The 26,672-nt window shown below is 71.5% G+C and carries 22 protein-coding genes and 1 pseudogene; 15 read left to right on the top strand and 8 right to left on the bottom strand.

Annotated elements, in window-relative coordinates; all coding sequences use genetic code 11:
- Window position 1: 1 nt before the first annotated feature.
- Window positions 2–517 (bottom strand): hypothetical protein, encoded by a 516-nt coding sequence (locus MMF94_RS12920; RefSeq protein WP_241036612.1) that lies wholly within the window; start codon window positions 515–517, stop codon window positions 2–4.
- A 139-nt stretch (window positions 518–656) separates the two neighbouring features.
- On the opposite strand from MMF94_RS12920, the pseudogene MMF94_RS43745 reads away from it, so the two are divergent.
- The 4 genes and pseudogenes from MMF94_RS43745 to MMF94_RS12935 all read left to right on the top strand — a co-directional run.
- Window positions 657–1,035: pseudogene (locus MMF94_RS43745) on the top strand (ATP-binding protein); the annotation flags it as partial.
- 264 nt (window positions 1,036–1,299) lie between these two features.
- Window positions 1,300–2,232: a helix-turn-helix transcriptional regulator gene (locus MMF94_RS43750; RefSeq protein WP_420852433.1), complete on the top strand. Its 933-nt coding sequence runs from the start codon at window positions 1,300–1,302 to the stop codon at window positions 2,230–2,232.
- A gap of 147 nt (window positions 2,233–2,379) precedes the next feature.
- Window positions 2,380–4,692 carry a LuxR C-terminal-related transcriptional regulator gene (locus tag MMF94_RS12930; RefSeq protein ID WP_241036614.1) on the top strand — a complete coding sequence of 771 codons (2,313 nt, stop codon included), beginning with the start codon at window positions 2,380–2,382 and terminating at the stop codon, window positions 4,690–4,692.
- 79 nt (window positions 4,693–4,771) lie between these two features.
- Window positions 4,772–7,051: an ATP-binding protein gene (locus tag MMF94_RS12935; RefSeq protein ID WP_241036615.1), complete on the top strand. Its 2,280-nt coding sequence runs from the start codon at window positions 4,772–4,774 to the stop codon at window positions 7,049–7,051.
- A gap of 188 nt (window positions 7,052–7,239) precedes the next feature.
- Here MMF94_RS12935 and MMF94_RS12940 read toward each other — a convergent pair whose 3' ends face one another.
- From MMF94_RS12940 to MMF94_RS12950, 3 genes are all read right to left on the bottom strand, one after another.
- A complete protein-coding gene (locus tag MMF94_RS12940) occupies window positions 7,240–8,004 on the bottom strand; it encodes an amino acid ABC transporter ATP-binding protein (RefSeq protein ID WP_277398717.1) in 765 nt (254 codons plus the stop codon).
- Between the two features lie 4 nt (window positions 8,005–8,008).
- A complete protein-coding gene (locus MMF94_RS12945; RefSeq protein WP_241036616.1) occupies window positions 8,009–8,923 on the bottom strand; it encodes an amino acid ABC transporter permease in 915 nt (304 codons plus the stop codon).
- A 291-nt stretch (window positions 8,924–9,214) separates the two neighbouring features.
- Window positions 9,215–10,129, bottom strand: coding sequence for an ABC transporter substrate-binding protein (locus MMF94_RS12950; RefSeq protein ID WP_241036617.1), 915 nt, complete (start codon window positions 10,127–10,129; stop codon window positions 9,215–9,217).
- 211 nt (window positions 10,130–10,340) lie between these two features.
- Between MMF94_RS12950 and MMF94_RS12955 the strand changes: the two genes are divergently transcribed.
- From MMF94_RS12955 to MMF94_RS12975, 5 genes are all read left to right on the top strand, one after another.
- Entirely contained in the window at window positions 10,341–10,661 is a 321-nt protein-coding gene (locus tag MMF94_RS12955; RefSeq protein WP_241036618.1) for an antitoxin, read from the top strand.
- A 208-nt stretch (window positions 10,662–10,869) separates the two neighbouring features.
- Complete coding sequence (gene pdhA / locus MMF94_RS12960) at window positions 10,870–12,117, top strand: pyruvate dehydrogenase (acetyl-transferring) E1 component subunit alpha (RefSeq protein ID WP_241036619.1); 1,248 nt, start codon at window positions 10,870–10,872, stop codon at window positions 12,115–12,117.
- A gap of 1 nt (window position 12,118) precedes the next feature.
- Window positions 12,119–13,093 carry an alpha-ketoacid dehydrogenase subunit beta gene (locus tag MMF94_RS12965; protein WP_241036620.1) on the top strand — a complete coding sequence of 325 codons (975 nt, stop codon included), beginning with the start codon at window positions 12,119–12,121 and terminating at the stop codon, window positions 13,091–13,093.
- 5 nt (window positions 13,094–13,098) lie between these two features.
- Window positions 13,099–14,466, top strand: a complete 1,368-nt coding sequence (locus MMF94_RS12970; RefSeq protein ID WP_241036621.1) for a dihydrolipoamide acetyltransferase family protein — start codon at window positions 13,099–13,101, stop codon at window positions 14,464–14,466.
- A gap of 79 nt (window positions 14,467–14,545) precedes the next feature.
- Window positions 14,546–15,043, top strand: coding sequence for an FxsA family protein (locus MMF94_RS12975; RefSeq protein WP_241036622.1), 498 nt, complete (start codon window positions 14,546–14,548; stop codon window positions 15,041–15,043).
- On the opposite strand, the gene MMF94_RS12980 is transcribed toward MMF94_RS12975, so the two are convergent.
- Both MMF94_RS12980 and MMF94_RS12985 read right to left on the bottom strand, forming a co-directional pair.
- On the bottom strand, window positions 15,040–15,603 hold the full coding sequence (locus MMF94_RS12980; RefSeq protein ID WP_241036623.1) for an Rv1733c family protein: 564 nt from the start codon (window positions 15,601–15,603) through the stop codon (window positions 15,040–15,042). The genes MMF94_RS12975 and MMF94_RS12980 overlap by 4 nt on opposite strands.
- Before the next feature lie 79 nt (window positions 15,604–15,682).
- Window positions 15,683–16,312, bottom strand: a complete 630-nt coding sequence (locus tag MMF94_RS12985) for an SIMPL domain-containing protein (protein WP_241036624.1) — start codon at window positions 16,310–16,312, stop codon at window positions 15,683–15,685.
- A 99-nt stretch (window positions 16,313–16,411) separates the two neighbouring features.
- Between MMF94_RS12985 and MMF94_RS12990 the strand changes: the two genes are divergently transcribed.
- From MMF94_RS12990 to MMF94_RS13010, 5 genes are all read left to right on the top strand, one after another.
- Window positions 16,412–17,245, top strand: a complete 834-nt coding sequence (locus MMF94_RS12990; RefSeq protein ID WP_241036625.1) for a DUF1206 domain-containing protein — start codon at window positions 16,412–16,414, stop codon at window positions 17,243–17,245.
- A 124-nt stretch (window positions 17,246–17,369) separates the two neighbouring features.
- Entirely contained in the window at window positions 17,370–18,560 is a 1,191-nt protein-coding gene (locus MMF94_RS12995; protein WP_241036626.1) for an ATP-binding protein, read from the top strand.
- Between the two features lie 208 nt (window positions 18,561–18,768).
- Entirely contained in the window at window positions 18,769–19,086 is a 318-nt protein-coding gene (locus MMF94_RS13000) for a GroES family chaperonin (protein ID WP_241036627.1), read from the top strand.
- A 51-nt stretch (window positions 19,087–19,137) separates the two neighbouring features.
- Window positions 19,138–21,831 (top strand): VanW family protein, encoded by a 2,694-nt coding sequence (locus MMF94_RS43345; RefSeq protein WP_277398718.1) that lies wholly within the window; start codon window positions 19,138–19,140, stop codon window positions 21,829–21,831.
- A gap of 99 nt (window positions 21,832–21,930) precedes the next feature.
- Entirely contained in the window at window positions 21,931–22,359 is a 429-nt protein-coding gene (locus MMF94_RS13010; RefSeq protein ID WP_241036628.1) for a CBS domain-containing protein, read from the top strand.
- 71 nt (window positions 22,360–22,430) lie between these two features.
- On the opposite strand, the gene MMF94_RS13015 is transcribed toward MMF94_RS13010, so the two are convergent.
- Window positions 22,431–24,281: an acyl-CoA dehydrogenase gene (locus tag MMF94_RS13015; protein ID WP_241036629.1), complete on the bottom strand. Its 1,851-nt coding sequence runs from the start codon at window positions 24,279–24,281 to the stop codon at window positions 22,431–22,433.
- Between the two features lie 267 nt (window positions 24,282–24,548).
- Between MMF94_RS13015 and MMF94_RS13020 the strand changes: the two genes are divergently transcribed.
- Window positions 24,549–25,511, top strand: a complete 963-nt coding sequence (locus MMF94_RS13020) for a peptidoglycan recognition protein family protein (protein ID WP_241036630.1) — start codon at window positions 24,549–24,551, stop codon at window positions 25,509–25,511.
- Window positions 25,512–25,541: 30 nt separating this feature from the next.
- Here MMF94_RS13020 and MMF94_RS13025 read toward each other — a convergent pair whose 3' ends face one another.
- Window positions 25,542–26,363, bottom strand: a complete 822-nt coding sequence (locus MMF94_RS13025) for a sugar phosphate nucleotidyltransferase (protein WP_241036631.1) — start codon at window positions 26,361–26,363, stop codon at window positions 25,542–25,544.
- Between the last annotated feature and the right edge of the window lie 309 nt (window positions 26,364–26,672).

Here is a 26,672-nt window from a genome sequence, read left to right on the forward strand (position 1 = left end):
ACTACGTCGACTTCGTCGGGTCCGCGCCCTCCTGCTCCGGGGCGCGCTGGGAGACCGCGAGCCAGACTCCACAGAGACCGGAGACGAACAGCAGGCCGGTGACGATGCCCTCGATCTGCAGCGGCGTGAGCCGGGTGGCGCCCGGCGGGACGAACGCGGCGGCCACCACGAGGGCGTAGAGCAGCGGGTCGACCACCGAGAGCTTCCGGACGGTGATCCGCCCAGCCGGGCCGCCGCCGTGCTGGAGGTAGCGCACCGACTCGACCAGACCGATCAATCCACCCAGCACGAACGTGATCCGCCAGATCAGCCCGCCGTCGTTCGCCGATGCCAGCAGCGAGGCGAGGCCCATCACGCCGGGCAGGAAGAACTTCAGGGTCACGTGCAGGGTGGTGGCGTGCCGTTCCGGATCGGTGCGCCACCCGCCGTGAGCGAACTGCATGACTGCGAACCAGATCGCCAGCAGCGTGAGGCTCATGCTGCTGAGGGTCTGGTAGAACGTGATCGCCGGGTCCATGGCAGCCCTTTCGGGAGGGGGCGGCGGGCTCGATGCTGTGTGGCCCAGCAGGGTGAGCGGTATCGGGGAGACCCCGCGACCTCGCGGTATTTGGGTACCGTCGCCCCACGAGCGGGGGGTTCCTGGCCAGGGGTGACGCATGCCGAGGTCGGAAGGGGAGCTCGCTGGGCGGGCGCTGGAGCTGGCCCGGCTCGACCACGCGCGGAGCAGGGCGGCGCGTGGTGGCGTCGTCGTGGAGCTGGTCGGCGAGCCGGGGATCGGCAAGAGCGCCCTGCTCGACGTCCTCACCGAGCGGGCGCGCGCCGACGGCGGCCTGGTGCTCGTCGGTCGCGGCGCCGAGTGCGAGCAGAAGAGCCCCGTACGTCCCGCTCGCCGAGGCGCTGGGCGCCCACCTGCCCGCGCCCGGCCTGCCCGCGCTCCCGCGTCCGCATGCGTTCGTCGGGTCGCTGCTGGAGCGGCTCGCCACAGGACGACCCGTGGTGCTCGCGCTCGACGACCTCCAGTGGGCGGATCGGGCGTCCGTCGAGTTGCTGGAGCATCTGCTCCGCGCGCCGCCCCGGGCGCCCGTGCTGCTCGTGCTCGCCCGCCGGTTGCTCCCTCGGCAGGAGCGGCTCGCTGCCGCGCTGGCCGAAGCAGCCGTATCCGGTCTCGTCGAGCGGGTCGAGCTCGGTCCGCTCGACGACCGGGCGGCCGCACGGCTCGTCGCCCCGCCGGCCCGGCTGGTGCAGCGGCGTGCCGCGCTGGTGCGCCGATGCGGGGGCAACCCGTTCCACCTGCTCCACATGGCGCGCCACGGCGGAGGAGTCCCGGGGGCGGTGGTGGACCTGGTAATCGAGGAGATCGAGCAGCTCGGTCGGGAGGCTCGATGCCTGCTGCAGGGCGCGGCGGTCGTGGGTGACCCGTTCGATCTCGACCTGGCAGCCGTGGCGGCGGGCAGTCCCGTGCGGCCCGCGATCGACGAGCTCGTCGACGCCGGCCTCGTCCGTCCGGCCGACTCGATCGACACGTTCCGGTTCCGGCACCCGCTGCTGCTCGGGATCGTCCGCGACCACACCGGACCCGGGTGGAACACCGGCGCGCACGCGAGAGCCGCCGGTGTGCTCGCACGTTCCGGGGCGCCGCCGGCCGAGCGCGCCCCGCATGCCGCACGGTCGGCCCGGCCGGGTGACCGCACGTCCGCCGGGCTGCTCATCCGCGCCGCCGACGACGTCGCGGCGCGCGTACCCGGCGATGCCGCGCAGTGGTACGCGGATGCGCTGCGCCTGTTGCCGCACCCCACCCCCACCGAGCGGGTCGTTCTGCTCACGCGGCGGGCCCTCGCTCTCGAGAACGCCGGCCGGCCGGGCGAAGCCCGGGCCACCTTTCGGGACGTCCTCGACCTGGTGGCTGCAGGCAGGAACGCTGCCGGAAGCCCTCCGGAGGCCCACCGGGGGACCGCGCCGGGCTGCCGTGGCTGCGCCCGCGCCCCCGAGGGCGCCAGGATCGTCGTGCGTCGGGTGCTGCGGCCGCAGACACGCCGGCGAGCGCGGGACGAGCTGACCGACCGGGAGCGGGTGGTCGCCGCGCTCGTCTCCGAGGGCCGGACGAACCGGGAGATCGGCGCCGCACTGCATCTGGCCGAGAAGACCGTGGAGCGCTACGTCTCCGGGGTGCTCGGGAAGCTCGGTGCCCGCACCCGCGCTGCTGTCGGCGGTCTCCTCGTCCCGTCGCGGTGAGGGAGCCGCGCCGTGCCGGAGTCCCAGGGGTACCGCATAGGGGTTATCCCTGATGGTCCCGCGAATGCGGTCGGGGCAGGCTGCATGTGGCCCGCTCTGAGGGGGTGTGCGGGCCGTTCGGAACCACGACGGGGAGGACCCGCCACGATGGTTGGGCGCGAGGTCGAACAGGCTTTCGCCGACGTCATCGTGGCTGAGGTCGCCGCAGGCTCGTCGCATGCCCTCGTGGTGTGCGGCGAGCCCGGCATCGGCAAGACCCTGCTGCTGGAGCATCTAGCGGGGAGCGCCGAGGCTGCGGGTTTCTTCGTCGTGGTCGGCCGGGTCGGCCGGGACGGGCAGGCGCCGCACCTCGCGGCGCTGTCCGCCGGCGGGGCACCGCTGCTCGTCGTCGTGGACGACGTTCACCGGGCCGACCCGGCCACCGTCGAGCTCGTGGACCGCATGCTGCGCCACCCGCCCTGTCACCGCGTGCTCCTGGGGATGGGGCTGCGACCGCAGTACGCCCCGCGCAGGCTGCTGCGGGCACTGCGGGCCGCCGAACGGGCCGGCACGCTGTCGACGGTCGAGCTCGGTCCCCTGTCCCCCGATCAGGCCGATGCGTTGCTGGATGGCCGCCTCCCCGATCCCGAGCGGGCCCGGATCCGCGAGGAGAGCGGAGGCAACCCATTCTACCTGCGCGAGCTCGCGCGCTCGGCGGCGGAGCCGTCCGACGGGCCGGACGGCTCCGGGCCGGGAGTGCCGAGCGGCATCGTCGCGTCGCTGCGCGAGGAGTTGGGCACGCTGCCGGTCTCCGCGGCACGGTTGCTCACCGCGGCCGCCGTCGTCGGGGACCCGTTCGAGATCGGACGGGCCGCGGCTGCCGCCGCACTGCCGGAGGGGGAGGCCCTCGACCTGCTCGACGAGCTGTGCAGCCGCGACCTGGTGCGGGCGACCGAGGTCCCCCGGTGCTTCACGTTCCGGCGCCCGGTGTTGCGGCGCGCGGCGTACAGGTCGGCCGTCCCGCGGCGTTGTGCCGACGCACGCGCCCGTATCTCTCCCGCTGAGCCGAACTCCGTGGGTCTCGGCGGGCACACGCGCCAGGGGCCGCAGGCGGTGCGGCTGCTCACCGCGGCCCTGGACGCCGTTCCCGACGCCGACTCGGCCACCGCCACCCGGCTGCGACTGGCGATCAGTGCGGCTCACCTGTGGGCTGCCGATCACGAGCAGGCACGGAGCTGGGCGAGCCGGGCCCGCGGCGCCGCCGGCACGGACCCGGCCCTGCAGGGGGCGGCGGCTGCGCTGCTGGCCGGCGCGGCCCGTCGGGGCGGCTCCGTTGCCGAGACAGCTGCGGCGGCCGACGAGGCGGCCGCACTTCTCGATCCTCTCCCGGACGACGTCCTCGCCTCGCACATCGACGCCCTGCTCCTGCTGGGCCGGAGCGAGATCACGATCGAGTGGCCCGACCCCGCATGCCGTCACCTGCGCCGGGCGCTCGCCCTCGCCGAGCAGACCGGCCAGGTCCACCTGCTTCCCGAGGCGCGCTCCGCCCTCGCCGTCGCGCTGACCTGGACGGGCACGCTGGCCGAGGCCGCGCGCAGCGGCGACGCGGCCATCGCCGGTTCGCGGTCGATAGGGGCACCCGACAGCCGTCTGCGCGCGCTCTGGAGCCGCTGCGCCACCGCGATCGTCGCCGGGGACCTGCCTGGGGCGGCGCGGCTGTGCCGGAGGGCGCGCGGGCTGCCCGGGACCACCCCCGAGATCGCTGCCACCACCGCGGAAGTGCGGCTCCTGGCAGGCGACCAGGACGCGGGGATCGCGGCGTTGCGGGAGGCCGGAGGCGGAACGGAGCTCCCACTGATCCCCCGGAGCCAACGGCCCTACTGGTTCGCGCTGCTGACCGACGTCGAGATCCGCTCCGGGCGCCGGGCCGACGCCACGGTCTGGGCCGAGCGGGCCGAGGAGGCGGCGGCCGGTCTCGGTCTCGCGGGCCGCACCGGGTGGGCGCTGCGAGCGGCAGCGGCCGTCCGCAACGCCCACCGCGAGCACGCGCGGGCGGCCTGCCTGGCGCTGCGCTCCGCCGAGTTGCTCGACGGCGCGGGCAACCCTGTCGAGGCGGCCCGCTCCCGCACGCTCGCCGGCATCGCGCTGGGCGCTGCCGGACAGAGGTCCCGTGCGACGGCCGAGCTGGGCGAGGCGGCCGATGTGCTGGCCCGATGCGGGGCCGCCGGGCTCGGTGCACAGGCAGCCGCCCTGCTGCGGGGGATCCGCAGCGGTGGAGCCGGACGCACCGCCCGCGACGTGCTGAGCCCCCGCGAGCACCAGATCGCGCTGATGGTCGCGACCGGCCGCACCAACCGCGAGATCGCCGAGGAGCTGATGTTGTCGGTCAAAACCGTCGAGACACATCTCGGGCGGGCTTTCGGCAAACTCGGTGTCCCGACTCGGGCGGCTCTTGCAGCGCAGGTCAGGGCTGGGATCTGAGCGATCGGGGATTCCGCCGAGCGGGTCACGGGGCCCGTGTCACATGGTCCGGGCCGCGCCGCTGTGGAAGCATCCGGCCGTGGCCAGGACGACCGGCGCCGCCTCCGCGTGGCAGGTCGTGCCCGAGGACAGTGTCCACAACCTGCCCTTTGACCTCACACGCTTCGTCGGGCGTGGCGCGGAGGTTGCCGCCGTCACGGCTGCGCTCGCCGAGCAGCGGTTGATCACGCTGACCGGCCCCGGCGGCTGCGGCAAGACGCGGCTCGCCACCCGTATCGCCGCGGAGGCGCTCGGCCGGTTCCCGGAGGGCTGCTGGTTCGTCGATCTGGCCGCCACAGGCGACGCCGACCTCGTCCCGCAGCTCGTCGCGCAGGCCCTCGGTGTGCGTGAGCAGCCCGGCGTCCCATCGCCGGACGTGCTCACCCGTGCCCTGCGTGAGCGCACTCTGCTCGTCCTGCTCGACAACTGTGAGCACGTCGTCGAGGCCGCGGCGGCGCTGGTCCACGCGCTGCTGGCCGGGTGCCCGCGCGTGCGTGTGCTCGCGACCAGCAGGCGGTCGCTCGGCCTGCCGGGTGAGATCGTATGGCGGGTGCCGCCGTTGCTGCACGGCGATGCGGTGCGGCTGTTCGTCGAGCGTGCCCGCAACCGGTTGCCCGCCTTCTCGCTGACGCCCGCCACGTCGCAGGCGATCGGCGAGATCTGCCGGGGACTCGACGGTCTCCCGCTGGCCATCGAGCTCGCCACCGCAAGGATCACCGTGCTCGCTGCTCCGGAGATCGCCGCGATGCTGTCCGACCAGCTCGAGCTCCTCGCGGGCGGCGATCGCGGCGTCGAGCCCCGTCACCGCAGCCTGGAGGCGGCGCTGCGCTGGAGCTACGACCTGCTCGACGATCCGCAGCGGCTGTTCTTCGCAGGGCTGTCGGTGTTCTCGGGCTGGTGGGGGTTGGACGCCGCCGCGGCCGCCGCCCCGGCCGACCAGCGTCCGCTCGACCTGCTGACCGTGCTGGTGGACCAGTCACTGGTGGTGGCGGAGGCCGGCGCCGGCGCAGGTGGGACCACCCGGTACCGGATGCTCGAACCGGTCCGCCAGTTCGGGCTCGCGCTCCTGGACGAGCAGGACGCGATGGCCGATGCGCTGGCCACGCACGCCGCGTGCGTCCTCGCCCTCACCGGGCAGGCGGCCACGGGCCTCCAGGGCCCCGAGCAGCTGGACTGGCTGCACCGCCTCGACGACGCCGAGCCGGACCTGCGCGGAGCGGTCGCGACGCTGGCGCGGACCGGCGACGGGGAGCGCCTCGCGCGGCTCGGCTGGAACGTGTGGCTGTTCTGGTGGTTGCGCGGCCGGTTCAGCGAGGGCCGTCAGGCGATGGAGCAGGCTCTCGCCGGCCCGCTGTCGCCGCAGGCACGGGCGCGGGCGATGTACGTGGCCGGCACGATGGCCTGCGGGCAGGCCGACTACCGGACGGCCGCCGACCTGCTCGGCTCCAGCATCCGGTTCGCGAACGGTGCGGGCGACACCGCTGTCGAGACCTACGCGTTGAGCAGCGCCGGGTTCGCCGCGATCGGCCTCGACGAGCAGGAGCGGGGCGTCGAGCTGCTCGAGCGGGGTGTCGGGCTGGCGCTGTCCTGCGGGCAGCCATGGGCGGCGTCGTTCATGTCGTGCTTCCTCGGCACGGTCGCCCGGCGCGAGGGCAGGCTCGACCGGGCGGAGGCGCAGGGACGCAGGGCGCTCGACCTGGCCGAGTCGGTGGGTGACCGGGAGGGTGCGGCGATGGCGTCGCACCTGCTGGCCGGCGTGGCCATGGACACCGGGCGCGATGCCGACGCCGCCGCCCACTTCCGGGATGGGCTGCGACTGGCCGCCGAGGTGGGTGACGCGCCGAACGTGGCCTTCTGCCTGCAGGGGCTCGCCACGGTGGACGCCGACGTACCGCGTGCGGTCCGGCTCTTCTCGGCCGCGGAGGCGCTGCTGTCGCGCGTCGACGCGGGCGGTTACGTCTCCGCACCCGACCAGGAGGGGATGCGCCAAGCGGTCGCCTCGGCGCGGGCCGGACTCGGCGAGGCGGCGTTCTCCTCGGCCTGGGCGAGCGGCCAGGACCTGTCCCCCGGTGAGGTGCTGGCGCTGGCGCTCGACCGCGGCCCTGCGCGGGAAGGCACGGATCCCGACGGGCTCACCGCCCGCGAGGCCGAGGTGCTCGACCTCATCGCCGGCGGCCGGGCGAACAAGCAGATCGCGTCCGAGCTGTCGATCAGCGTGTCCACGGTGGAGCAGCACGTCACGCGGATCTACTCGAAGATCGGCGCCAGGGGCCGGGCCGACGCCACCGTGCACGCGCTGCGCCGCGGCGCCCGCCGCTGATCAGGAGCGCGCTGAACAACCCGGCCCTACTGCGCGCCCAGGCGGCGCCCTCGCGGCGTTGTCGTCGGGCCCGATACAACAGCGGTATCGGCCCCTCCTCCGCCTTGCGATCGCCCGGGTGCGGGTGTCCCGCAAGGACACTGCACCTGGATCACCGCTCGCTACGGGCGGAGTTGTTCAGCACCCTCCTACAGCACCTTCGACAGGAACGCCTGCGTGCGCTGGTGCCGCGGGTTGGTGAGTACCTGGCGCGGATCGCCTGCCTCGACGATGCGGCCCTCGTCCATGAACACCAGCGTGTCGCCGACCTCGCGGGCGAACCCCATCTCGTGGGTCACCACGACCATCGTCATGCCTTCGCGAGCCAGACCGCGCATCACGTCGAGCACCTCGCCGACGAGCTCGGGGTCCAGCGCCGAGGTGGGCTCGTCGAACAGCATGAGCCGGGGGTTCATCGCCAGCGCCCGCGCGATCGCCACCCGCTGCTGCTGCCCTCCCGAGAGCTGGGAGGGGTAGGAGTCGTACTTGTCCGAGAGGCCTACGCGATCCAGCAGCTCCATCGCGCGTGTCAGCGACCGCTTCTTCGGCTCCCGCCGGACCGTGCGCGGCGCCTCCACGACGTTCTCCAGCGCCGTCTTGTGCGGGAACAGGTTGAACCGCTGGAACACCATGCCGATGTCGCGCCGCTGCCGCGCGACCTCCGACTCGCGCAGCTCGTGGAGCTTTCCGCCGGACTCGCGGTAGCCGATGAGCTGGCCGCTCACCCGCATGGCGCCGGCGTCGATGCGTTCGAGGTGGTTGATGCAGCGCAGGAACGTGGACTTGCCCGACCCCGACGGGCCGATGATGCAGGCGACCTCGCCGGGCATGACGGTCATGTCGATGCCGCGGAGTACCTCGACGTGCCCGAAGCTCTTGTGGACCTCGGTCGCTTCGACCATGGGTGTGGTCATGTCGTCACCGTGCCTGCTCGGGGGCCCGCCACGGCAACAGCCGTGAGCCCGTGGGTCCGAGGCTCGTGCCCCGCCCGTAGTGGCGCTCGATGAAGCCCTGCCCGATCGAGAGCACGGACGTCAGCGCCAGGTACCAGGCGGCGGCCACGATGAGCAGCGGGATCGTCTGGAAGTTGGTGGAGTAGATCCGCTGCACAGAGGTGAGGAGCTCGAAGTAGCCGATCACGACCACCAGCGAGGTGGTCTTCAGCATCGAGATGGTCTCGTTGCCGGTGGGCGGGATGATCACCCGCATGGCCTGGGGCAGCACGATCCGCCGCAGCGTCTGCGCCCGGGACATGCCCAGCGCTCCCGCTGCCTCCGACTGGCCGTTGTCCACCGACTGCAGCCCGCCGCGCACGATCTCGGCCATGTAGGCCGCCTCGTTGAGACCCAGGCCGAGCAGGCACGCCGCGAACTGGTTGATCAGCTGGTTCGTGTCGAACGAGATGAACTCCGGGCCGAACGGGACGCCCAGTGCGAGCCGCGGGTAGAGCGCGGCCAGGAAGTTCCAGAACAGCAGCTGCGCGATCAGCGGCGTGCCGCGGAACAGCCAGATGTAGACGGCCGAGACGCTGGAGAGCACCGGGTTCGGCGACAGCCGCATGATCGCGAGCCCGATGCCGCCGACGATGCCGATCGCCATCGACAGCACGGTCAGCACGAGCGTGTTGCTCAGGCCGTTCAGCACCGGAGGGGAGAAGAGGTACTCACCGACCACCGGCCAGCGGAAGCCGGGGTTGGTGAGGATCGTGTTGACGAGCATCGCCGCGAGCACGGCCAGCACGGCGACCGCGAGCCATCGGCCGGGGTGCCGCACGGGCACGGCCTTGATCGGCGGCGGCCGCCGCGTCGTCTCCACGGGCGGGGAGGTGGTCACTGCGAGATCAGCTCCGGATCTCGGACGTGGATGTCGCGCCGTTGGCCACGTTCCACTTCTCGAGGATCGTCTTGTAGGTTCCGTCGGTCATCGGGGACTTCACAGCCACCCTGCACGGCTCGGGCGAACTGCCAGTAGTTCTTGCAGGATGATGCCGTACGGCACTGCGTCCCCTGGGTCCCCCACCACCCGACGGTGCCGCCAGGGGAACCGTGACGAACACAGTCGGTGACGAACGGGTGGCGTACACCTTGACCTCCGGTACCTAACGGGAGCCCCGCCGCCGCGAATTCAGCTGCTGATCTCGGAAGTTGTGATCGCGCCGTTGGACACGTTCCACTTCTCGAGGATCGTCTTGTAGGTCCCGTCGGCCATCAGCGACTGCAGGGCACCCTGCACGGCCTGGGCGAACTGCCCCTGGTTCTTGCCCAGGATGATCCCGTAGGGCGCCGTGTCCCACGGCTCCCCGATCACCTCGACGGCCCCGCTGGTGGTGGTGACGGCGTAGGAGGCGACGGGCGAGTCGGCCAGCATCGCGGCGATGCGGTTCGACGTCAGCGCGAGTGTCACGTCGGTCTGCTGCTGCAGCTCGGTGACCTGGATCGCCGCCTTGCCCGCGTCGGTGCAGGCCTTGCTGCGAGCGGCGATGTCGTCAACCTGCACGGTGCCTGCCTGCACGCCGACCCCACGGCCGCACAGGTTGTCGGCCGTGATGGCGTCCGGGTTACCGGCCTTCACCGCCAGGCTGGTGCCGGCCGAGAAGTAGCTGACCATGTCCACGGTCTGGACGCGCTCGTCGTTGACCGTGAACGAGGACATGCCCAGCTCGTAGCGAGCACCTTCGATACCCGGGATGATCCCGGAGAACGCGCTGTTCTGGAATTCCGGAGTGAGCCCCAGCTTCTGGGCCACGGCCGTGCCGAGGTCCACGTCCATCCCGATGATGGTGGTGCCGTCCTGGGCGGTGAACTCGTTGGGCGGGTACGACGCATCCGTGCCGAACACGAGCTTGCCGTCGCTCGCGACCGAGGCCGGCACCATCGCCGCGAGCGCGTTGTCCTTCGGTGCGGCCGGGAGGGCCCCTGCGGTCGCCGAGTCGGGGGATGCGCCACCGCTGCCGTCCCCGGTGGCGCCGCAGCCGGCGAGGACTACTGTCAGCGCAGCAGCGGCGAGCACGGTCGGTAACGAACGAGTGGTGACGTGCACGATGACCTCCGGTACCTGACGGGGAGCTACGCCGGGATGCTGCCATTTCACCCCCGTATGGGCACTCACGGATTGGTCACTGTTGTGTGACGTCACGCTCCGTGACGCCTTGAGGATGCCAGGTGAGCGACGGCGCTAGGCTGGGTACAAGGACAACAAGGACAGCGTCGACGCGCTGTCCGCGGTAGCACCACAACCACGGAGGAGCGCAATGCCGCTGTTCAGAAAGCTGGCCACCCTGGCCACGGTCGCGGAGGTCGCGCGCCGTTACGCCAAGAGCAACCCGGAGCAGGCGGCGAAGTTCGTCGACCAGGCCGCCCAGTTCGTCGACAAGCAGACGAAGGGCAAGTACTCGGGCCAGATCAGCGGCGTCGCCCAGAAGGCGAAGGGCCTTGCCGGCATCCGGCAGACCCCCGGTGCCGGCGGCAACGGGTACAACCCCGGTTACGAGCGCCCCGCGAACTTCAACCGGCCCCCCGGCAGCACCACGCCGCAGCCCGGCCAGTCGTACCCGGGAACACCGGAGCGCTGAGCGCCGACTGCAGGTCCGACAACGGCACGTCCCCGGCTGGGGGACGTGCCGTTCGTGCGTGCGGACGTTGCTCCCACGCGCTGGGTCGATCGTGCCAGGATTGCGCCAGCGCCCGGATGCGGCGCCCTCACCCGGGCGTCGGGTTCGAACACGCGCCCGCCCCGTGCCGCCACGAGCGGTTGCGGGTCCCGAGCACGAGGAGGCAACCGTGACCGTCCCGCATGAGTGGGTACCGCCCGCCACCCTGGGCGCCGAGCAGCACCCGAGCCGCGAGCAGGTGCTGGCCGGCCTGAAGGGCACCGACGAGGGCGCCCCCGATCTCGTCCAGCTCCTGACGCCCGAGGGCGAGCGGGTGTCCGACTCCCGCTTCGACCGCTACGCCACCGACCTCGACGTCGCCGCCCTGCGTGGGCTCTACCGCGACATGGTGCTGGTGCGCCGCTTCGACCGCGAGGCCAACGCACTGCAGCGGCAGGGTCAGCTCGGCATCTGGGTGCCGCTGCTCGGGCAGGAGGCCGCGCAGATCGGCGCGGGTCGCGCATTGCAGCCCCAGGACATGGCGTTCCCGTCCTATCGGGAGCACGGGGTGGCCTGGACCAGGGGAATCGATCCCACCGAGCTGCTCGGGATCTTCCGCGGCACCGACCAGGGCGGCTGGGACCCGAAGGCCACCAGATTCCACCTCTACACGATCGTCATCGGCAACCAGTGCCTCAACGCCGCCGGCTACGCGATGGGCCAGCGGTTCGAGGGCCGGGTCGGCAACGCGGTCGGCGACGGGGCCGACGCGGGATCGGTCAACGAGGCCACGATCTGCTTCTTCGGCGACGGCGCCACGAGCCAGGGCGACGTCCACGAGGGTTTCGTGTGGGCCGCGGTCTACGACGCCCCGGTGGTCTTCTACTGCCAGAACAACCAGTGGGCGATCTCGGAGCCCACCGAGCGTCAGTCCAGGGTGCCGCTCTACAAGCGGGCCGGTGGGTACGGCTTCCCCGGTGTCCGGGTCGACGGCAACGACGTGCTCGCCTGCCTGGCCGTCACGCGCTGGGCGCTGGAGGAGTGCCGCAGTGGCAACGGGCCGGTGCTCATCGAGGCGTTCACCTACCGGATGGACGCGCACACCACGTCGGACGACCCATCGCGCTACCGGTTGGCCGACGAACTGGAGCTGTGGAAGCTCAAGGACCCGATCGAGCGGGTGCGGGTCAACCTGGTCCGCGAGCACGGCGTAGGGCAGGAGTTCTTCGCGGAGGTGCAGGCCGAGTCCGACGAGCTGGCCGCCCGGTTCCGCGAGTTCTGCCTACAGATGCCGCCGCCCGCTCCTGACCGGATGTTCTCCGAGGTCTATGCGGGAGGCTCGCCCACCGTCGACGCCCAGCGGGAGGAGTTCCTCGCCTACCACGAGTCGTTCGAGCCGGAGGGATCCCTTTCCGGCGCGAGCGGGGAAGGGGCCTGAGATGACCGTTCTCACGTTGGCCAAGGCGCTGAACGACGGTCTGCGCGCGGCGATGGAGCGCGACCCGAAGGTTCTCGTGATGGGAGAGGACGTCGGCAAGCTGGGCGGCGTCTTCCGGGTCACCGACGGGCTGCAGAAGGACTTCGGCGAGCAGCGCGTACTCGACACGCCGCTGGCGGAGTCGGGGATCATCGGCACCGCCGTCGGCCTCGCGATCCGGGGTTTCCGGCCGGTGTGCGAGATCCAGTTCGACGGGTTCGTCTTCCCCGGGTTCGACCAGATCAGCTCCCAGCTCGCGAAGCTGCACTTCCGCTCGCAGGGAAAGGTGCGGATGCCGGTGGTCGTGCGCATCCCGTTCGGCGGCGGCATCGGTGCGGTCGAGCACCACAGTGAGTCGCCGGAGTCGTTCTTCGCCCACATCGCGGGACTGAAGGTCGTGGCGTGCTCCAACCCGGTGGACGCCTACTGGATGATCCAGCAGGCCATCGCCTCCGACGACCCGATCATCTTCTTCGAGCCGAAGCGGCGGTACTGGGAGAAGGCCGAGGTCGATCTCGATGCCACGCCGATGCCACTCTTCGCGTCACGGGTCGCACGTCCCGGTTCGACGCTGACGCTCGCGGGTTACGGCCCGGTGCTGCGCACGTGCCTGGAGGCCGCCACGGCCGCCGAGGCCGATGGCCATGACATCGAGGTGATCGACCTGCGCGCGCTGTCGCCGTTGGACCTCGGTCCTGTCGTCGAGTCCGTCCGCCGTACCGGGCGGCTGGTCGTCGTCTCCGAGGCTCCGTCGGAATCCTCGATCACCGCCGAGGTGGCGGCGAGGGTGCAGGAGTTGTGCTTCCACTCCCTGGAGGCGCCCGTCATCCGGGTCGCGGGGTTCGACACCCCCTATCCGCCGTCGAAGTGCGAGGAGGACTACCTCCCCGATCTCGACCGGGTGCTGGACGCCGTCGACCGCTCACTGGCCTGGTGACGGGGATGCGTCGTGAGTTCGCCATGCCGGACGTCGGCGAGGGGCTGACCGAGGCCGAGGTCGTCACCTGGCACGTCGCCCCCGGCGACACCGTCACCGTCAACCAGGTCATCGTGGAGATCGAGACCGCCAAGGCCGCGGTCGAGCTGCCGAGCCCGTACGCCGGCACGGTGGGGGCGCTGCTGGTCGAGCCGGGCCAGACCGTCCCGGTCGGCGCCCCGATCATCGCGATCGAGACCGCCGAGGCAGCCGCTCCTGCCCCCGCCCCGGCGCCAGGCGACACCGCGGAGGCGGGCGCGAAGATCGGGGAGGCGGGAGCGGACGGCCGTATCGCCACGCTCGTCGGTTACGGCCCCCGGCAGGGCTCGGTCCAGCGCCGCCCCCGCCGCGCCCCCGCCTCCGCACACCCCGCACCCCCGAAGCCGGACGAACGGCGCGCCGGTCCGGACCTGCCGGGCGAGAGTGCCGTCGGTGCGGACGAGGGTGCGCGGAACGGGACGAGCGGGGGTCCGGTCCCGCTCGCCAAGCCTCCGGTCCGCAAGCTCGCGAAGGACCTCGGCGTGGACCTGCGATCCCTCGCCGGCACCGGTGCTGGTGGCGTGATCACGCGGGAGGACGTCACGGCCGCAGCCGGCGCGCCCGTCGCAGCCGCGTCCGCCCCCGCGCCCTCGGCCGGTGGGGTGCGGCGCGAGCCGATCCGCGGGGTCCGCAAGGCCACCGCGGCGGCCATGGTGAGCAGCGCATTCACCGCGCCGCACGTCACCGAGTTCCTGGCCGTCGACATCACCGAGACGATGGCCCTGCGCGACCGGCTGCGTGACACGCGGGAGTACGCCGAGGTCAGGCTGACGCCGCTGGCGTTCGTCGCCAAGGCGGTGTGCCTCGCGGCCCGGCGTACCCCGGAGGTCAACGCGTCCTGGGACGAGGCGGCGGGCGAGATCGTCTACTACGACCGGGTGCAGCTCGGGATCGCGGCGGCCACCCCGCGGGGGCTGATCGTCCCCAAGGTGCGCGACGCCGACACGCTCACCCTGCGGGAGCTCGCCGCGGCGCTGGGCGAGCTCACCGCCACGGCACGGGCTGGCCGGACGCTCCCGGCCGACCTCGTCGGCGGCACCTTCACGATCACGAACGTGGGGGTCTTCGGCGTCGACACGGGCACCCCGATCCTGAACCCGGGTGAGGCGGCGATCCTCGCGGTGGGGGCCATCAAACCGATGCCGTGGGTCGTCGACGGCGAACTGGCGGTCCGCACCGTCTGCCAGCTCGCGCTGTCGTTCGACCACCGACTGGTCGACGGCGAGCAGGGGTCGCGCTTCCTCGCCGACGTCGGCGCTCTGCTCACCGATCCGTCGCTCGCTCTCACCTGGTGAACGGCCGCCCGGCCAGGGCGGATGTTTCACTCGGGTGACCGATCCGTGACCACGAGGTCGGGAGCACGGAGGCCATCTCGTGCGTTACTACGGTATGGCGTTCGTCCTCCTGTACCTCGTCGTCGAGATCGTTGCGCTCATCGCGCTGTGGTCGGTGATCGGGTTGGGCTGGACGCTGCTCGTCCTGGTGGCCGGATCGATCCTCGGTCTGTGGCTCGCCCGCCGGGAGGGACTGCGTGCGGCGCAGGCGATCGGTGACGCGATGGCCAACCGCAAGGTGCCCACGGCGGAAGTGACCGATGGGATGCTGGTCGCCGCGGGTGGTGTGCTGCTCTTCGTCCCGGGCCTGGTCACCGACGTGGCGGGGCTGCTGCTCCTGCTCCCGCCCACTAGATCACTCGTGCGCCGCAGGCTCGTGCTCGCCGCGGAGCGGCGCTCGCCGGGGCTGAAGACGGCGCGCATCCGCTCGCAGGGCACGGTCGTGGACGGCGACGTGGTCGAGGAGCCGCGTCCGTCCGACGGGCGGCTGGTGATCGAGGGCGGCACGGTGCCGGCGCCGGGCGAGCCCCGGAGCTAGGCGCGGCCGCTCCACTCCGGCTCGACCCTCGCCCAGCCGGTCTCCCAGTCCTCGGCGTCGATGGCGTCGAGCCGCGACCGGCACAGCGACACCGCGAGGGCGAGCACCGCCCAGCAGGCGAGCAGGGTGCTGAGCCCGGCCACCAGCCCGGCGCGGAGGGGGTCGGCAGCGCCGACGCGGGCGTCCACCACGCTGCCACCGGCGTCCACCGCGACGGGCACGTGATCGCCCTTGGCGAGCCCGGCCACCACCGGCAGCTGTCCGGTGTGCTGGGTGCCGCCCGGCGCCGTCCAGCGCGCCCGGGTGGTCAGGGCGGAGTTCAGCATCGCCACCTCGGGCAGCGGCGACGGCTCGAGCAGTTCCGCCGTCACGAGCGTGGTGCCCGGCGCGGGGGCCGGAACCACCTGTTGCGCTGCGGCGGCGCCGCCGACCAGCACGGCCACGGCGATCGCCAGCAGCCCCAGCACGAGCTGTGCATGGCGCAGCGATCGGCGTCCACGGTCGGTGGCACGGAAGAGTGATGGTTCCTGATCGTCGTCACGCGGCGTGGGGACATCCACGCGCGACATTGTCGGTTATGCACCCGATCAGCCGCAGCCACCACCCTGTCGTGTTGCGCTGAGGGGTCGACCGGGCACGTCAGGTGACGAGCGTCCAGCTGATCGTGCAGTGCGCCGTGACCCGTACCGGCTCCGGTTCGAGCCCGAGCTCCCGGACGTCCGGCCCGCCCATCGAGTCGCGCGCCGCCAGCGCGACCGGTCCGCCGTGGGTGGGCGCGTCCGACAGCCGGCGCAATGCACCCAGCCGGCCGCCGAGGGCCTCTGCATATCCCTCCGCCCGCTGTCGCGCGTCCTCGACCGCCCGGCGCTGCGCCTCCCGCTGCGCGACCGCAGGGTCGGCGAGAACCCACCGCGGGCCGTGCACGCCGGTCGGCTCGGCGCCGACGATCGCTGAGAGCACTCGCTCCAACCCGGTCGGGTCGGTCAGCGTCAGAGCGAGGTCCTCTCCGGCCCGGCAGCCGATCACGCGGTCGGTCCGCCATTCGTCGTGCACCCAGAACCGGCGGTTGCGGACGACGAGCGCCGGCAGCCCCAGCGCGGGTTCCGCGGCCGCCATCCGGAGGCCGAGCTCGCGGACGGCGTCGCTCCGGTTCTCGGCGAAGCCGGTGAAGGTCACGTCGAGCTCGGCCTGGTCACCGAGCTGCTCGAACCAGCCGGTGCCCTCGGTCACGATCTCGGGGCCGTTCAGGTCGATCGGCGTTTCGGTCACACCGACAGGAAACCAGATCGCCTTCTCTTCGCCTATCTAGCAGCGATTTAAGAATGCTGAAGAGTATGAGATCGAGTGTGGCTGGATAATCGACCGCTGATGGCCCCTCCCCTCACGCGCTTGCGCAGCCTCGTGCGCGAAGGCCGGTCCGATGCGCCGGGCCACCTCGTGGACGTTCTCGGGCGGATCGGGCTCGTCGGGTACGGGGTCGTGCACCTGTTCGTGGCCTGGCTCGCGCTGCAGGTCGCGTTCGGTGTGCCGAACGCCCCGGCCGATGCCGAGGGAGCGGTCGGCACGATCGCCCGCACACCGGGAGGGCTGGTCGCGCTCGCGGTGGCCGATGTCGGGCTGGTGGCGTTCGCGCTGTGGCAGGTCACGGCGGCCGTGATCGGCTTCAGATGGGTCGACGGGGGTGAACGCGTACGAAAGCGCGTCGGGGCCGTGGCGAAGGCGATCGCGATGTCGGCGCTCGCCGTCGTCATCACCGACTACCTGCTGGACCTCGGCTCCGCCAGTGGGACGACCGCGCAGGCGGTGGCGGCCGGCGTGCTCGGGCTGCCGGCCGGGCGGGTGCTGCTGGGGCTCGGCGCCGCCGCGATCCTGGTGATCGCGGGGGCGATGGTCTACACGGGGCTTCGGCGGACGTTCATGGGCGACCTCGACGTGCGCCGCTTGGGCCCGATCGCGCGGCAGACGATCGAGTTGCTCGGTGCGGTCGGTCACCTGGCACGTGCGCTCGCCCTCGGCGTGGTCGGTGTGCTGGCCGGGAGCGCCGCGCTGTTCGCCGACCCCGGGAGGGCCGGTGGGCTCGACGCGGCCCTGCGCACGCTGAGTGCCACGGCGCTGGGCTCGTCGTTGCTGGTGGTGGTGGCCGTCGGGTTCGCCGCGTTCGGACTGTTCTGTCTGGCCGACGCAGGCACCCGACGGGCTTGATCGGCTTGTCTATCGATTTCTAGCGTTCAGCAGAGAGAGTTGTATACGAACCGATTCGCGACACGCCATCGGGTTCGATAGCAGCTTCTAGGCTGCGGGCAAGATTCGCGGATACCGTCCGATCGTGGATCCCGTGCGCAACCCGTTCGCTCCCGGCGCCGGCCAGCGCCCGCCCGAGCTCGCCGGGCGTGACCGTGAGGTCGACGCGTTCGAGATCGTGCTCGAACGGGTGTCCCGCGGACGCCCCGAGCGCAGCCTGGTGCTCACCGGCCTGCGCGGGGTCGGGAAGACCGTTCTGCTCGGAGAGCTGCGTTCGATGGCGGTGCGTGCCGGGTGGGGCGCCGGAAAGATCGAGGCCCGCCCTGACGCGGACCTGCGCAGGCCGCTGTCTGCCGCACTGCACCGGGCGATCCGGGATCTCGCCATGCGGCACAGCGCCCCCGACCGCGTGGACGAGGTGCTGGGCGTCCTCAAGGCGTTCGCCATGCGTTCCGCACCGGACGGGGCGAAGCTGCGCGACCGGTGGCAGCCGGGCATCGACGTGCCCGTGAAGTCGGGACGCGCCGACTCCGGGGACATCGAGATCGACCTCGTCGAACTGTTCACCGAGGTGGCGGCGCTGGCCGCGGACGTCGAGACCGGTGTCGCGATCCTCATCGACGAGATGCAGGACCTGCGTCCCGACGACGTGTCAGCGCTCTGCGCCGCCTGCCATGAGCTGTCCCAGTCGCGGGCACCGCTCGTGGTGGTGGGCGCCGGGCTGCCGCACCTGCCCGCGGTGCTCTCGGCGTCCAAGTCCTACTCGGAGCGGCTGTTCAAGTACGTGCGGATCGGCCAGCTCGACCGTCCGGACGCCGACTTCGCCCTGATCGCGCCGGCCGAGCGCGAGGACGCCTCCTTCGACACCGACGCCCTCGACGCCCTGTTCGAGGCCTCCAGCGGCTATCCCTACTTCGTGCAGGCCTACGGCAAGGCCGCGTGGGACGCGGCGACGCGCAGCCCGATCAGCGCGGCCGACGTGAAGCTGGCGGCTCCGGAGGCCGAGGCGGAGCTCGCCGTCGGGTTCTTCGGCTCGCGCTACGAGCGCGCCACACCCGCGGAGCGGGAGTACCTGCGCGCCATGGCCGAGCTCACGGAGGGCCGAGACGACCCGGTGCCCACCGCCCAGATCGCCGAACACCTCACCCGCCGGGCCTCGTCGCTGTCGCCTGCCCGGGACAGCCTGCTGAAGAAGGGGCTCGTCTTCTCCGCCCAGCGTGGCCAGATCGCGTTCACCGTGCCCCACTTCGGTCGTTTCCTCCTCACTCAGGCGTGAGCTGATGACCCGATCGGGTGAAAGGGGAGGATTACGAGGAGTGAAGTAACGCCCCGCCCTTCCGGTTCGATTCCCAGTACGACCCCGCGGTGCTGTCGGACCCCCGACCTGACAGCACTGCGGGGTCTTCTCGTTCCAGTGCGGTGCGTGTGCCCGATCTGCGAGGTCAGCGATGGCCGCGCCGGGCAGGGGTCGTAGCATCTGGCCGGTGCAGGACCCGAAGCTCGAGATCCAGATGCTGCACGACCGCGTGATGGTCAGGCCGGAGACGAGCGGTGAGCGGCGCAGTGGCGCCGGCATCGTCATTCCGGCAACCGCCGAGGTCGCCAAACGTCTGGTGTGGGGAGAGGTGTTCGGCGTGGGGGCGAATGTCCGCACCGTCAAGGTCGGTGATCGGGTGCTGTTCGCCCGCGACGACCAGTACGAGGTCGACGTGCAGGGGACGACGTACCTGGTGCTGCGGGAACGTGAGCTGCACGCCGTCGCGACCGAGCGCACCGAGCACGGTACGGGGCTCTACCTGTGACGAACCGGGCCTCGTGAGGTTCGGTCCGAGTTTCGAGGGGAAAAGGACTTCATGCCCGAGCGGCAGTCCTCGCCCGGCGAGGTGACGTCCCGTCCGGACATGGACGGGGCGGAGAACGAGAACGGCCAGGTGCCGGAGGCGCAGGAGCGCTCGTCTGGCACCGACGGGGGAACGGAAAGCGCAGTCACCGTGGGCGAGCAGGTGGCCGAACAGATCGAGGCATCGCCGCCGGCGACCGAGCCCGGTCCCGTCGAGCCCACGGCCGACGCGCCGACCGGTGCCGAACCGGTACTGGACGCTCACACCGCTGTCGAGATCGCCCAGCCCGCAACCGAGGGCCCCGGCGGCGCAGTGGCGCCGCCCGCGCAGAATCCCGCCGCCCGCACCGCGGAGCAGGAGCAGGCGCCGTCCGGCCCGCCCGCCGAGGGCACGCGGCCCGCGCCGCGCCCCCGGCCGCGCCCGCACCAGGAGCCCGACGGTCCCGACGCCGACGAGAGCCCGACCGTCCAGACTGCCGTCGGCGGGTCCGCGCCCGGCGACGACGAGGCCCCTACCGACCGCACGCCGCTCGCCGCTGCCAACGCTCCCGCCACCGCACCCCCGCGCGACCAGCCCCGAGCGGGCGCCCCGGCTCAGGCCGGGCGCAACGCGGGGGGCCCGGCGCAGGGCGAGGCGCCGACCGTGGCCGTCCGCGCCGGGGGCACCGCTCCGGCTGCCGCCGGCCGTTCCGCGGCGACCGCCTGGTTCAACCCGGTCGACCAGGAAGCCACCCAGATGATCCCGCGGGCCGCCGTGCCGCCCGCGGGCGCGCCGCCTGCTCCTGCGCCGCCCGCTCCCGTGCCGCCCGCTCCTGCGCCGCCTGCACATGTCCCACCCGCTCCCGCGCCGGCTCCTGCCGCACCCCCGCCGCCGGCCGAGCCCACCACCGAGCGCATCCCGATCGTGCCCCCGGCCGGCAGCGCCACCGCCTTCCTGGCCCCCTCCATCGACGCCACCACCGCCTCCATCGCGTCCCCTCCGATGCCTCCGCCCACCGGCGGTCCGGGCCCGCAGGCGGCCGCCCCCGGCGAGCCTCCCGTGCGCAAGCGCAAGCGCCGGATCCTCCTGCTCACGGGCATGGTCGGCGCGCTGGCCCTGCTGTACGTCGGTGACCTGGTGATCAACTCCGGCTCGATGCCCCGCGGTGTCACGGTCGCGGGCGTGCAGGTGGGCGGCCTCGGTCTCGAGGAGGCCGAGCAGCGGCTGCACAGCGAGATCGACCCCCGCACGCAGCAACCGATCCAGGTCAGCGTCGGCGAGGCCCGCAGCGAGATCGATCCGGCCGCTGCCGGCCTGGCCATCGACTGGGACGCCACGCTGGCCGAGGCCGGCTCGCAGCCGCTCAACCCGATCACCCGCATCACGTCGTTCTTCAGCGAGCGCGAGGTCGGTGTCGTCACGAGGAGCGACGCCGAGGCGCTCAACGCGGCGCTGGAGGAGCTGTCGCCGATCGTCGACAAGGCGCCGGTCGAGGGCTCGGTGCGGTTCGACGGCACCGACCCGGTCCCGGTCGACCCGGTGCCGGGTCAGAAGCTCGACGTGCCGGCGGCGGCCGGTGTGCTGCAGGACGAATGGGCCGTCGGCCTGCCGGTGGCCCTTCCGCTCACCGTGCTGCCGCCGTCCACCAGCCCCGAGGACGTCGTCGCCGCGATCGACCAGGTCGCCCGCCCGGCCGTGTCGGGTCCGGTCGAGATGATCGGCGAGGGCGGCACCACCGGCACCGTCACGCCGGACGTCATCGCGTCGGCCCTGACGTTCCGCGCCGATGCAGGCAACCTGGTGCCGGAGATCAACACCGCCGCCATCACCGACGCGCTCAAGCCCCAGCTTGCGGAGTCGGAGCGGCCGGGTCGCGATGCGTCGCTCGACTTCTCCTCCGGCAGGCCGGTCGTCGTCCCCTCGCAGGACGGTCGCGGGGTCGACTACGAGGCCAGCCTCGCCCCGCTGCTCGACGTGCTGACCGGCACGGGCGAGCGCGAGATCACCGCCGTCTACGGGGACCAGCCGGCCGAGCTCACCACCGAGGAACTGAACGCTCTCGGCATCACCGGTGTGATCGGCGAGTTCACCACCGGCGGTTTCGCCGCCGACTCCGGGCGCAACATCAAGCGGGCTGCGGAGCAGATCAACGGGATGATCGTGAAGCCCGGCGAGACGTTCAGCCTCAACCAGGCCACGGAGCCGCGCGACGCGAGCCACGGTTACGTCGAGGCCGGCATCATCTCCGACGGCCACGCCTCGCGCGGCATCGGCGGCGGTGTCTCCCAGGTGGCCACCACGCTCTACAACGCGTCGTACTTCGCGGGCATGGCCAACGTGGCACACAAGGAACACAGCTTCTACATCAGCCGCTACCCCGCCGGTCGCGAGGCCACCGTCTTCGAGGGCGCCATCGACCTGAAGTTCCGCAACGACAACCCGACGGGTGTCATGATCCAGACGGTGTGGACGCCGAGCTCGCTCACCGTGCGGCTCTACGGCACGAAGGTCTACGAGGTGACGTCCACTCCGGGCCCGCGCACCAACCCGACGGCCCCCACCACCGTGACGATCCCGGCGGGCGAACCGTGCAGCCCGAGCCAGGGAGCACCCGGGTTCACCATCACCGACACCCGCACACTGCGCAACATCAGCACGGGCGAGACGCGCCACGAGACCCGCACGGTGCGGTACAACCCGTCGCCGATCGTCGTCTGTGGGCCGTGAGCTGGGGGCGCTCGGCGATCTTTCTCGGGCGCCAGGTCTTTCGCGATCCAGCTCACATTCGTACTCTCGGTTGAAGCCGAGGGGAACGGAGGCCTCGACATGCGTATCGCGGACGTGTTGCGGAGCAAGGGCAGTGACGTGGCGACGGTCGACCCGAGTGTCACCGTCGCCGAGCTGATCTCCCAGCTGGCCACCCACAACGTCGGGGCGCTACCCGTCGTCGACGAGGGGCAGCTGGTCGGAATCGTCTCCGAGCGTGATGTCGTGCGCAGGCTCGACGTCGCGGGGCCGGGGCTGCTGGAGGCCAGTGTCGGCGACATCATGATCACCGGGGTCACCACGTGTGCTCCCGGCGACAGCGTGGCGGACATCGCGGCCGTGATGACCAACCGCCGGTTCCGGCATCTGCCGGTCGTGGTCGAGGGCCAGCTGGCCGGAATCGTGAGCATCGGCGACCTGGTCAAGGCGCGGATCGACCTTCTCGAGTCCGAACGCGAGCAGCTGCAGAGCTACATCGCGGCCGGTTAGCGGCGAACGGACACAACGGACAGGGCCGAGGGCGGATGCCGCCCCCGGCCCTGCCATTCCCGCTCCGGTGTTCAGAAGCCTGCTTCGGACAGCTCCATCAGCGAGTTGTCGGCCGTCTCGACCACCACACGCTGGGCCGTGAGCAGCGGGAGCACGGTCTTGGCGAAGAACCGGGCCACAGCCACCTTCCCCTCGTAGAAGGCGGCGTCCTTGGCCTGACCGGCCCCGTCCTGACTCAGCGCCGTGAGCGCGACCTCGGCCTGGCGCAACAGCAGCCAGCCGATGAGCAGGTCGCCGACGGCCATCAGCAGCCGGACGGTGTGCTGCCCGACCTTGTAGATGCTCGACGGGTCCTGCGCCGAGGCCATCAGGTATCCCGTGAGGGCCGCGAGCATGCCCTGGACGTCGGCGAGGGCCACACCGAGCAGCGCGCGTTCCTCCTTGAGCCGCCCGTTGCCCGCCTCTGCGTCGAGGAAGGCCTGGATCTCGCCGGCGACGTGCCCGATCGCCTGCCCGTTGTCCCGCACGATCTTGCGGAAGAGGAAGTCGAGCGACTGGATCGCGGTGGTGCCCTCGTACAACGAGTCGATCTTGGCGTCGCGGATGTACTGCTCGATGGGGTAGTCCTGCAGGTAACCAGAGCCGCCCAGTGTCTGCAGTGAGAGCAGGAGCTGTTCGGTGGCGCGCTCGGAACCGACCCCCTTGACGATCGGGAGCAGCAGGTCGTTCACCTTCTCGGCGAGCGTGACGTCCTCGCCCGCGGCCTGCCCGATGCGGATGCGGTCCTGGTAGGTGGCCGTGTAGGTGTACACGGCGCGCAGCCCCTCGGCGTATGCCTTCTGCAGCATCAGGATGCGGCGGACATCCGGGTGGTGGGTGATCGTGACGCGCGGGGCGGCCTTGTCGAGCATCCTCGGCAGGTCGGCACCCTGGACGCGTTCCTTCGCGTACTCCAGCGCGGCGAGGTATCCCGCCGAGAGCGTGCCGATGGCCTTGGTGCCCACCATCATCCGCGCGTACTCGATCACCTCGAACATCTGCGCGATGCCGTCGTGCACGTCGCCGAGCAGCCAGCCCTTCGCGGGGACGCCGTGCTGGCCGAACGTGAGCTCGCAGGTGGTGGAGGCCTTCAGGCCCATCTTGTGCTCGACGTTCGTGACGAAGGCGCCGTTGCGCTCGCCGGTCTCGCCGGTCTGGGAGTCGAAGAGGAACTTCGGCACGAGGAAGAGCGACAGGCCCTTCGTGCCGGCTCGTGGCGCGATCCCCGGACCTTCGGGGCGGGCCAGCACGAGATGCATGATGTTCTCGGTGAGGTCGTGCTCGGCCGAGGTGATGAAGCGCTTCACTCCCTCGACGTGCCAGCTCCCGTCGGCCTGCTGCACCGCCTTGGTGCGCCCGGCGCCCACGTCGGATCCCGCGTCGGGCTCGGTCAGCACCATCGTGGCGCCCCAGCCGCGGTTGATCATCAGCTCGGCCCAGTGCTTCTGTTCGTCAGTGCCGTTGCGGTGGACCACGGCCGCGAAGCTGGGGCCGGCCAGGTACATGAACGCGGCGGCGTTCGAGCCGAGGATGAGCTCGGCAGCGGCCCACTGCACGGTGGGCGGGATGCCGTAGCCGCCGAGCTCGGTGGGCAGGCCCAGCCGCCACCACTCGCCGTCCCAGAGCACCTTGTAGGCGTCCTTGAGCGACTGCGGCAGCGTGACGGTGTGGGTGGCCGGGTCGAAGACGGGTGGGTTGCGGTCGGCGTCGGCGAACGACTCGGCCAGCGGCCCTGTGGCCACGGCGTTCAGCTCCTTGAGCACCCCTCGGACGGTGTCGATGTCGACCCCGTCGAACGGCGCGGTGTCCAGCCGATCCTGCACTCGGAACACCTCGAACAGGTTGAACTCGAGATCGCGCAGGTTGCTCCTGAAGTGGCCCATGTCCGGGACTCCTCACCACTGACTACTCGCCGGTAACAACGAGCATATTACTCACGGGTAACAGGGACAAGGCACTCAGAGGCCCCAGCTCGCTTCACACCTTCGAGTCCGTTGGTTGTGCCTTCCGCACGATGTGACGCATGGTCTCTGTGAGGCGAATGAGAACAATGCGACGGTCGTGACGGAGGCGATGTGGCTCGGGATCACGTGTCCCGCCGGGGATTCCTACTCGGTGGGCTGGCCGTTGTCGCCACTACCGGCGGCCTGGTGAGCACTGGCAATGCCTGGGCAGGCGAGCCGGAGATCATCGACTGCGACGGGTGGGGGGCACGTCCGAACAGCGACATCGTGACGATCTGGAACCAGCGGCCGGTCAAGATTCTCGTGCATCACACGGCCACTCCCAACCAGTCCGATGTGAGCCGCGAAGCGGCCGACCGGCTCGCCCGTGGAATCCAGAACTTCCACATGGACAACCGCGGATGGCTCGATACCGGACAGCACTTCACGATCAGCCGCGGCGGGTACGTGCTCGAGGGCAGGCACCGCAGTCTCGAAGTGCTGGAGAGAGGCGAGCGCCAGGTCGAGGGAGCGCACTGCACGGGGCAGAACGTCGTGGCCATCGGCATCGAGAACGAGGGCACCTACACGGCGGTCGGTCCGCCGCCCGTGCTCTGGAACCGGCTGCGTGACATGTGCGCCTACATCTGCGACCAGTACGACATCGAGCCGACCGAGATCTTCGGGCACCGCGACTTCAAGGACACGGCCTGCCCGGGAGACGTTCTCTACGGCATGTTGCCGCAGTTGCGCAGCGAGGTCGCGGGCGTGCTCGGGGAGCATCTCAGCGCCCGTGTCGCGATGAAGGAGTCGTGGCCGTTGCTGCGGGTGGCCGACCAAGGGCCTGCGGTGGCCGCCGCGCAGCATCTCCTGCGAGACGCGGGCATGACCGAGGTGCAGCCGAGCGGGAGCTTCGACCGCGCGACCTCCGACGCCGTGCGTCAGTTCCAGACGGCTCACCGCACGGAGGAGGTCAACGGCATGATCGGCGGCGAGTCCTGGCCACTGCTCGTGCGCGCCGTGGCGCCGGGCGAGGACGGGGAGGCGGCCCGGGCGGCTCGCGTCCTGGTCGAGGCCCAGGCCGATCCCGTCGGCGCCGGTGCCATGTCCCTCGTCGGCGCCGAGGACTGGCGCAGGCTCCTCTCCACTCCCACGTCGCTGGTGCGGTGACGCGCGACGCGCGTCAAGGCCGCCGGAGCGTCACCAGCCGCGGGATCCGTCCTCCCACAGTTTCCAGGGGGCCTTGCCCGTGGCCCAGTGCTTGTTGAGCCATTCGTAGTCCTTGTAGGTGTCCATCGCGGCCCAGAAACCCTCGTGCTTGTTCACCGTGAGCTGCTGGTTGCGGGCGAGTTTCTGCAGCGGCGATGCTTCGAGGAACAGGTCCTCGTCGTCGTCGAGATAGTCGTCGAGGAATGACTTCTCGAACATGAAGTACCCGCCGCTGACCCAGCCGTCGACATGTGTGGGCTTCTCGTTGAACTCCGAGACGAGGTTCCCCGCGACCTGCATCTCGCCGAACTTCGACGTCGGGTGCACCCCTGTGACCGTGCCGACGCGGCCACCTTCCGCATGGACGGCCGCCAGGTTCGCGATGTCCACGGCGCTCACGCCGTCTCCGTAGGTCACCATGAATCGGGGCGTGTCGATGTAGTGGCGAATACGACGCAACCGGGCGCCGGTTCCGGCCGCGAGCCCGGTCTCGGCGAAAGTGATCTCCCAGTTCTCGTCCGCGACGCCGTTGCGAAACTGCGGCTGATGGTCGCCTGTGGACAGCGACAACGTGAAGTCGGACATGTGGGCGCGATAGTCGAGGAAGAACCGTTTGATCTCCCAGCCCTTGTAGCCGAGGCACAGCACGAAGCGGCGGTAGCCGTAGTGGCTGTAGAGCTTCATGATGTGCCAGAGGATCGGGCGGCCGCCGATCTCGACCATGCCCTTGGGCAACCGTTCGCTGGCTTCTCGAATGCGCGTGCCCTGCCCTCCGCAGAGTACGACGACCGGAATGTCCGTTTCTTCGTGCACTGCGTGCTTCCCTCCGCCGCGCCGGCCGCCGATGTCCGTTTTGAGGACGTCGCCGAGATCGACCACTTGATAGTGCAGAGATCGTGTTTGGGCAACAGCTGTCCTTGTGACCATCTGCACCCCACGATCGGGGGCTGCGAGCTTGCGTGACTCCGGATGGCGGCGCCCGCTGCCCCGATCGGCGGACATCGCCGCTGTTCACGGCGGTGGCGCGTGGAGACGCTCGCCACTCTCGGTAGGCTCCCGGGCGCCCATCGAACAGACGCACGACGGGGGTCAGCTGGTGTCGACGCGAACTCAGCCGGTTCC

This window comes from Pseudonocardia alaniniphila (genome assembly GCF_022524485.1).
Lineage (GTDB): Bacteria > Actinomycetota > Actinomycetes > Mycobacteriales > Pseudonocardiaceae > Pseudonocardia > Pseudonocardia alaniniphila.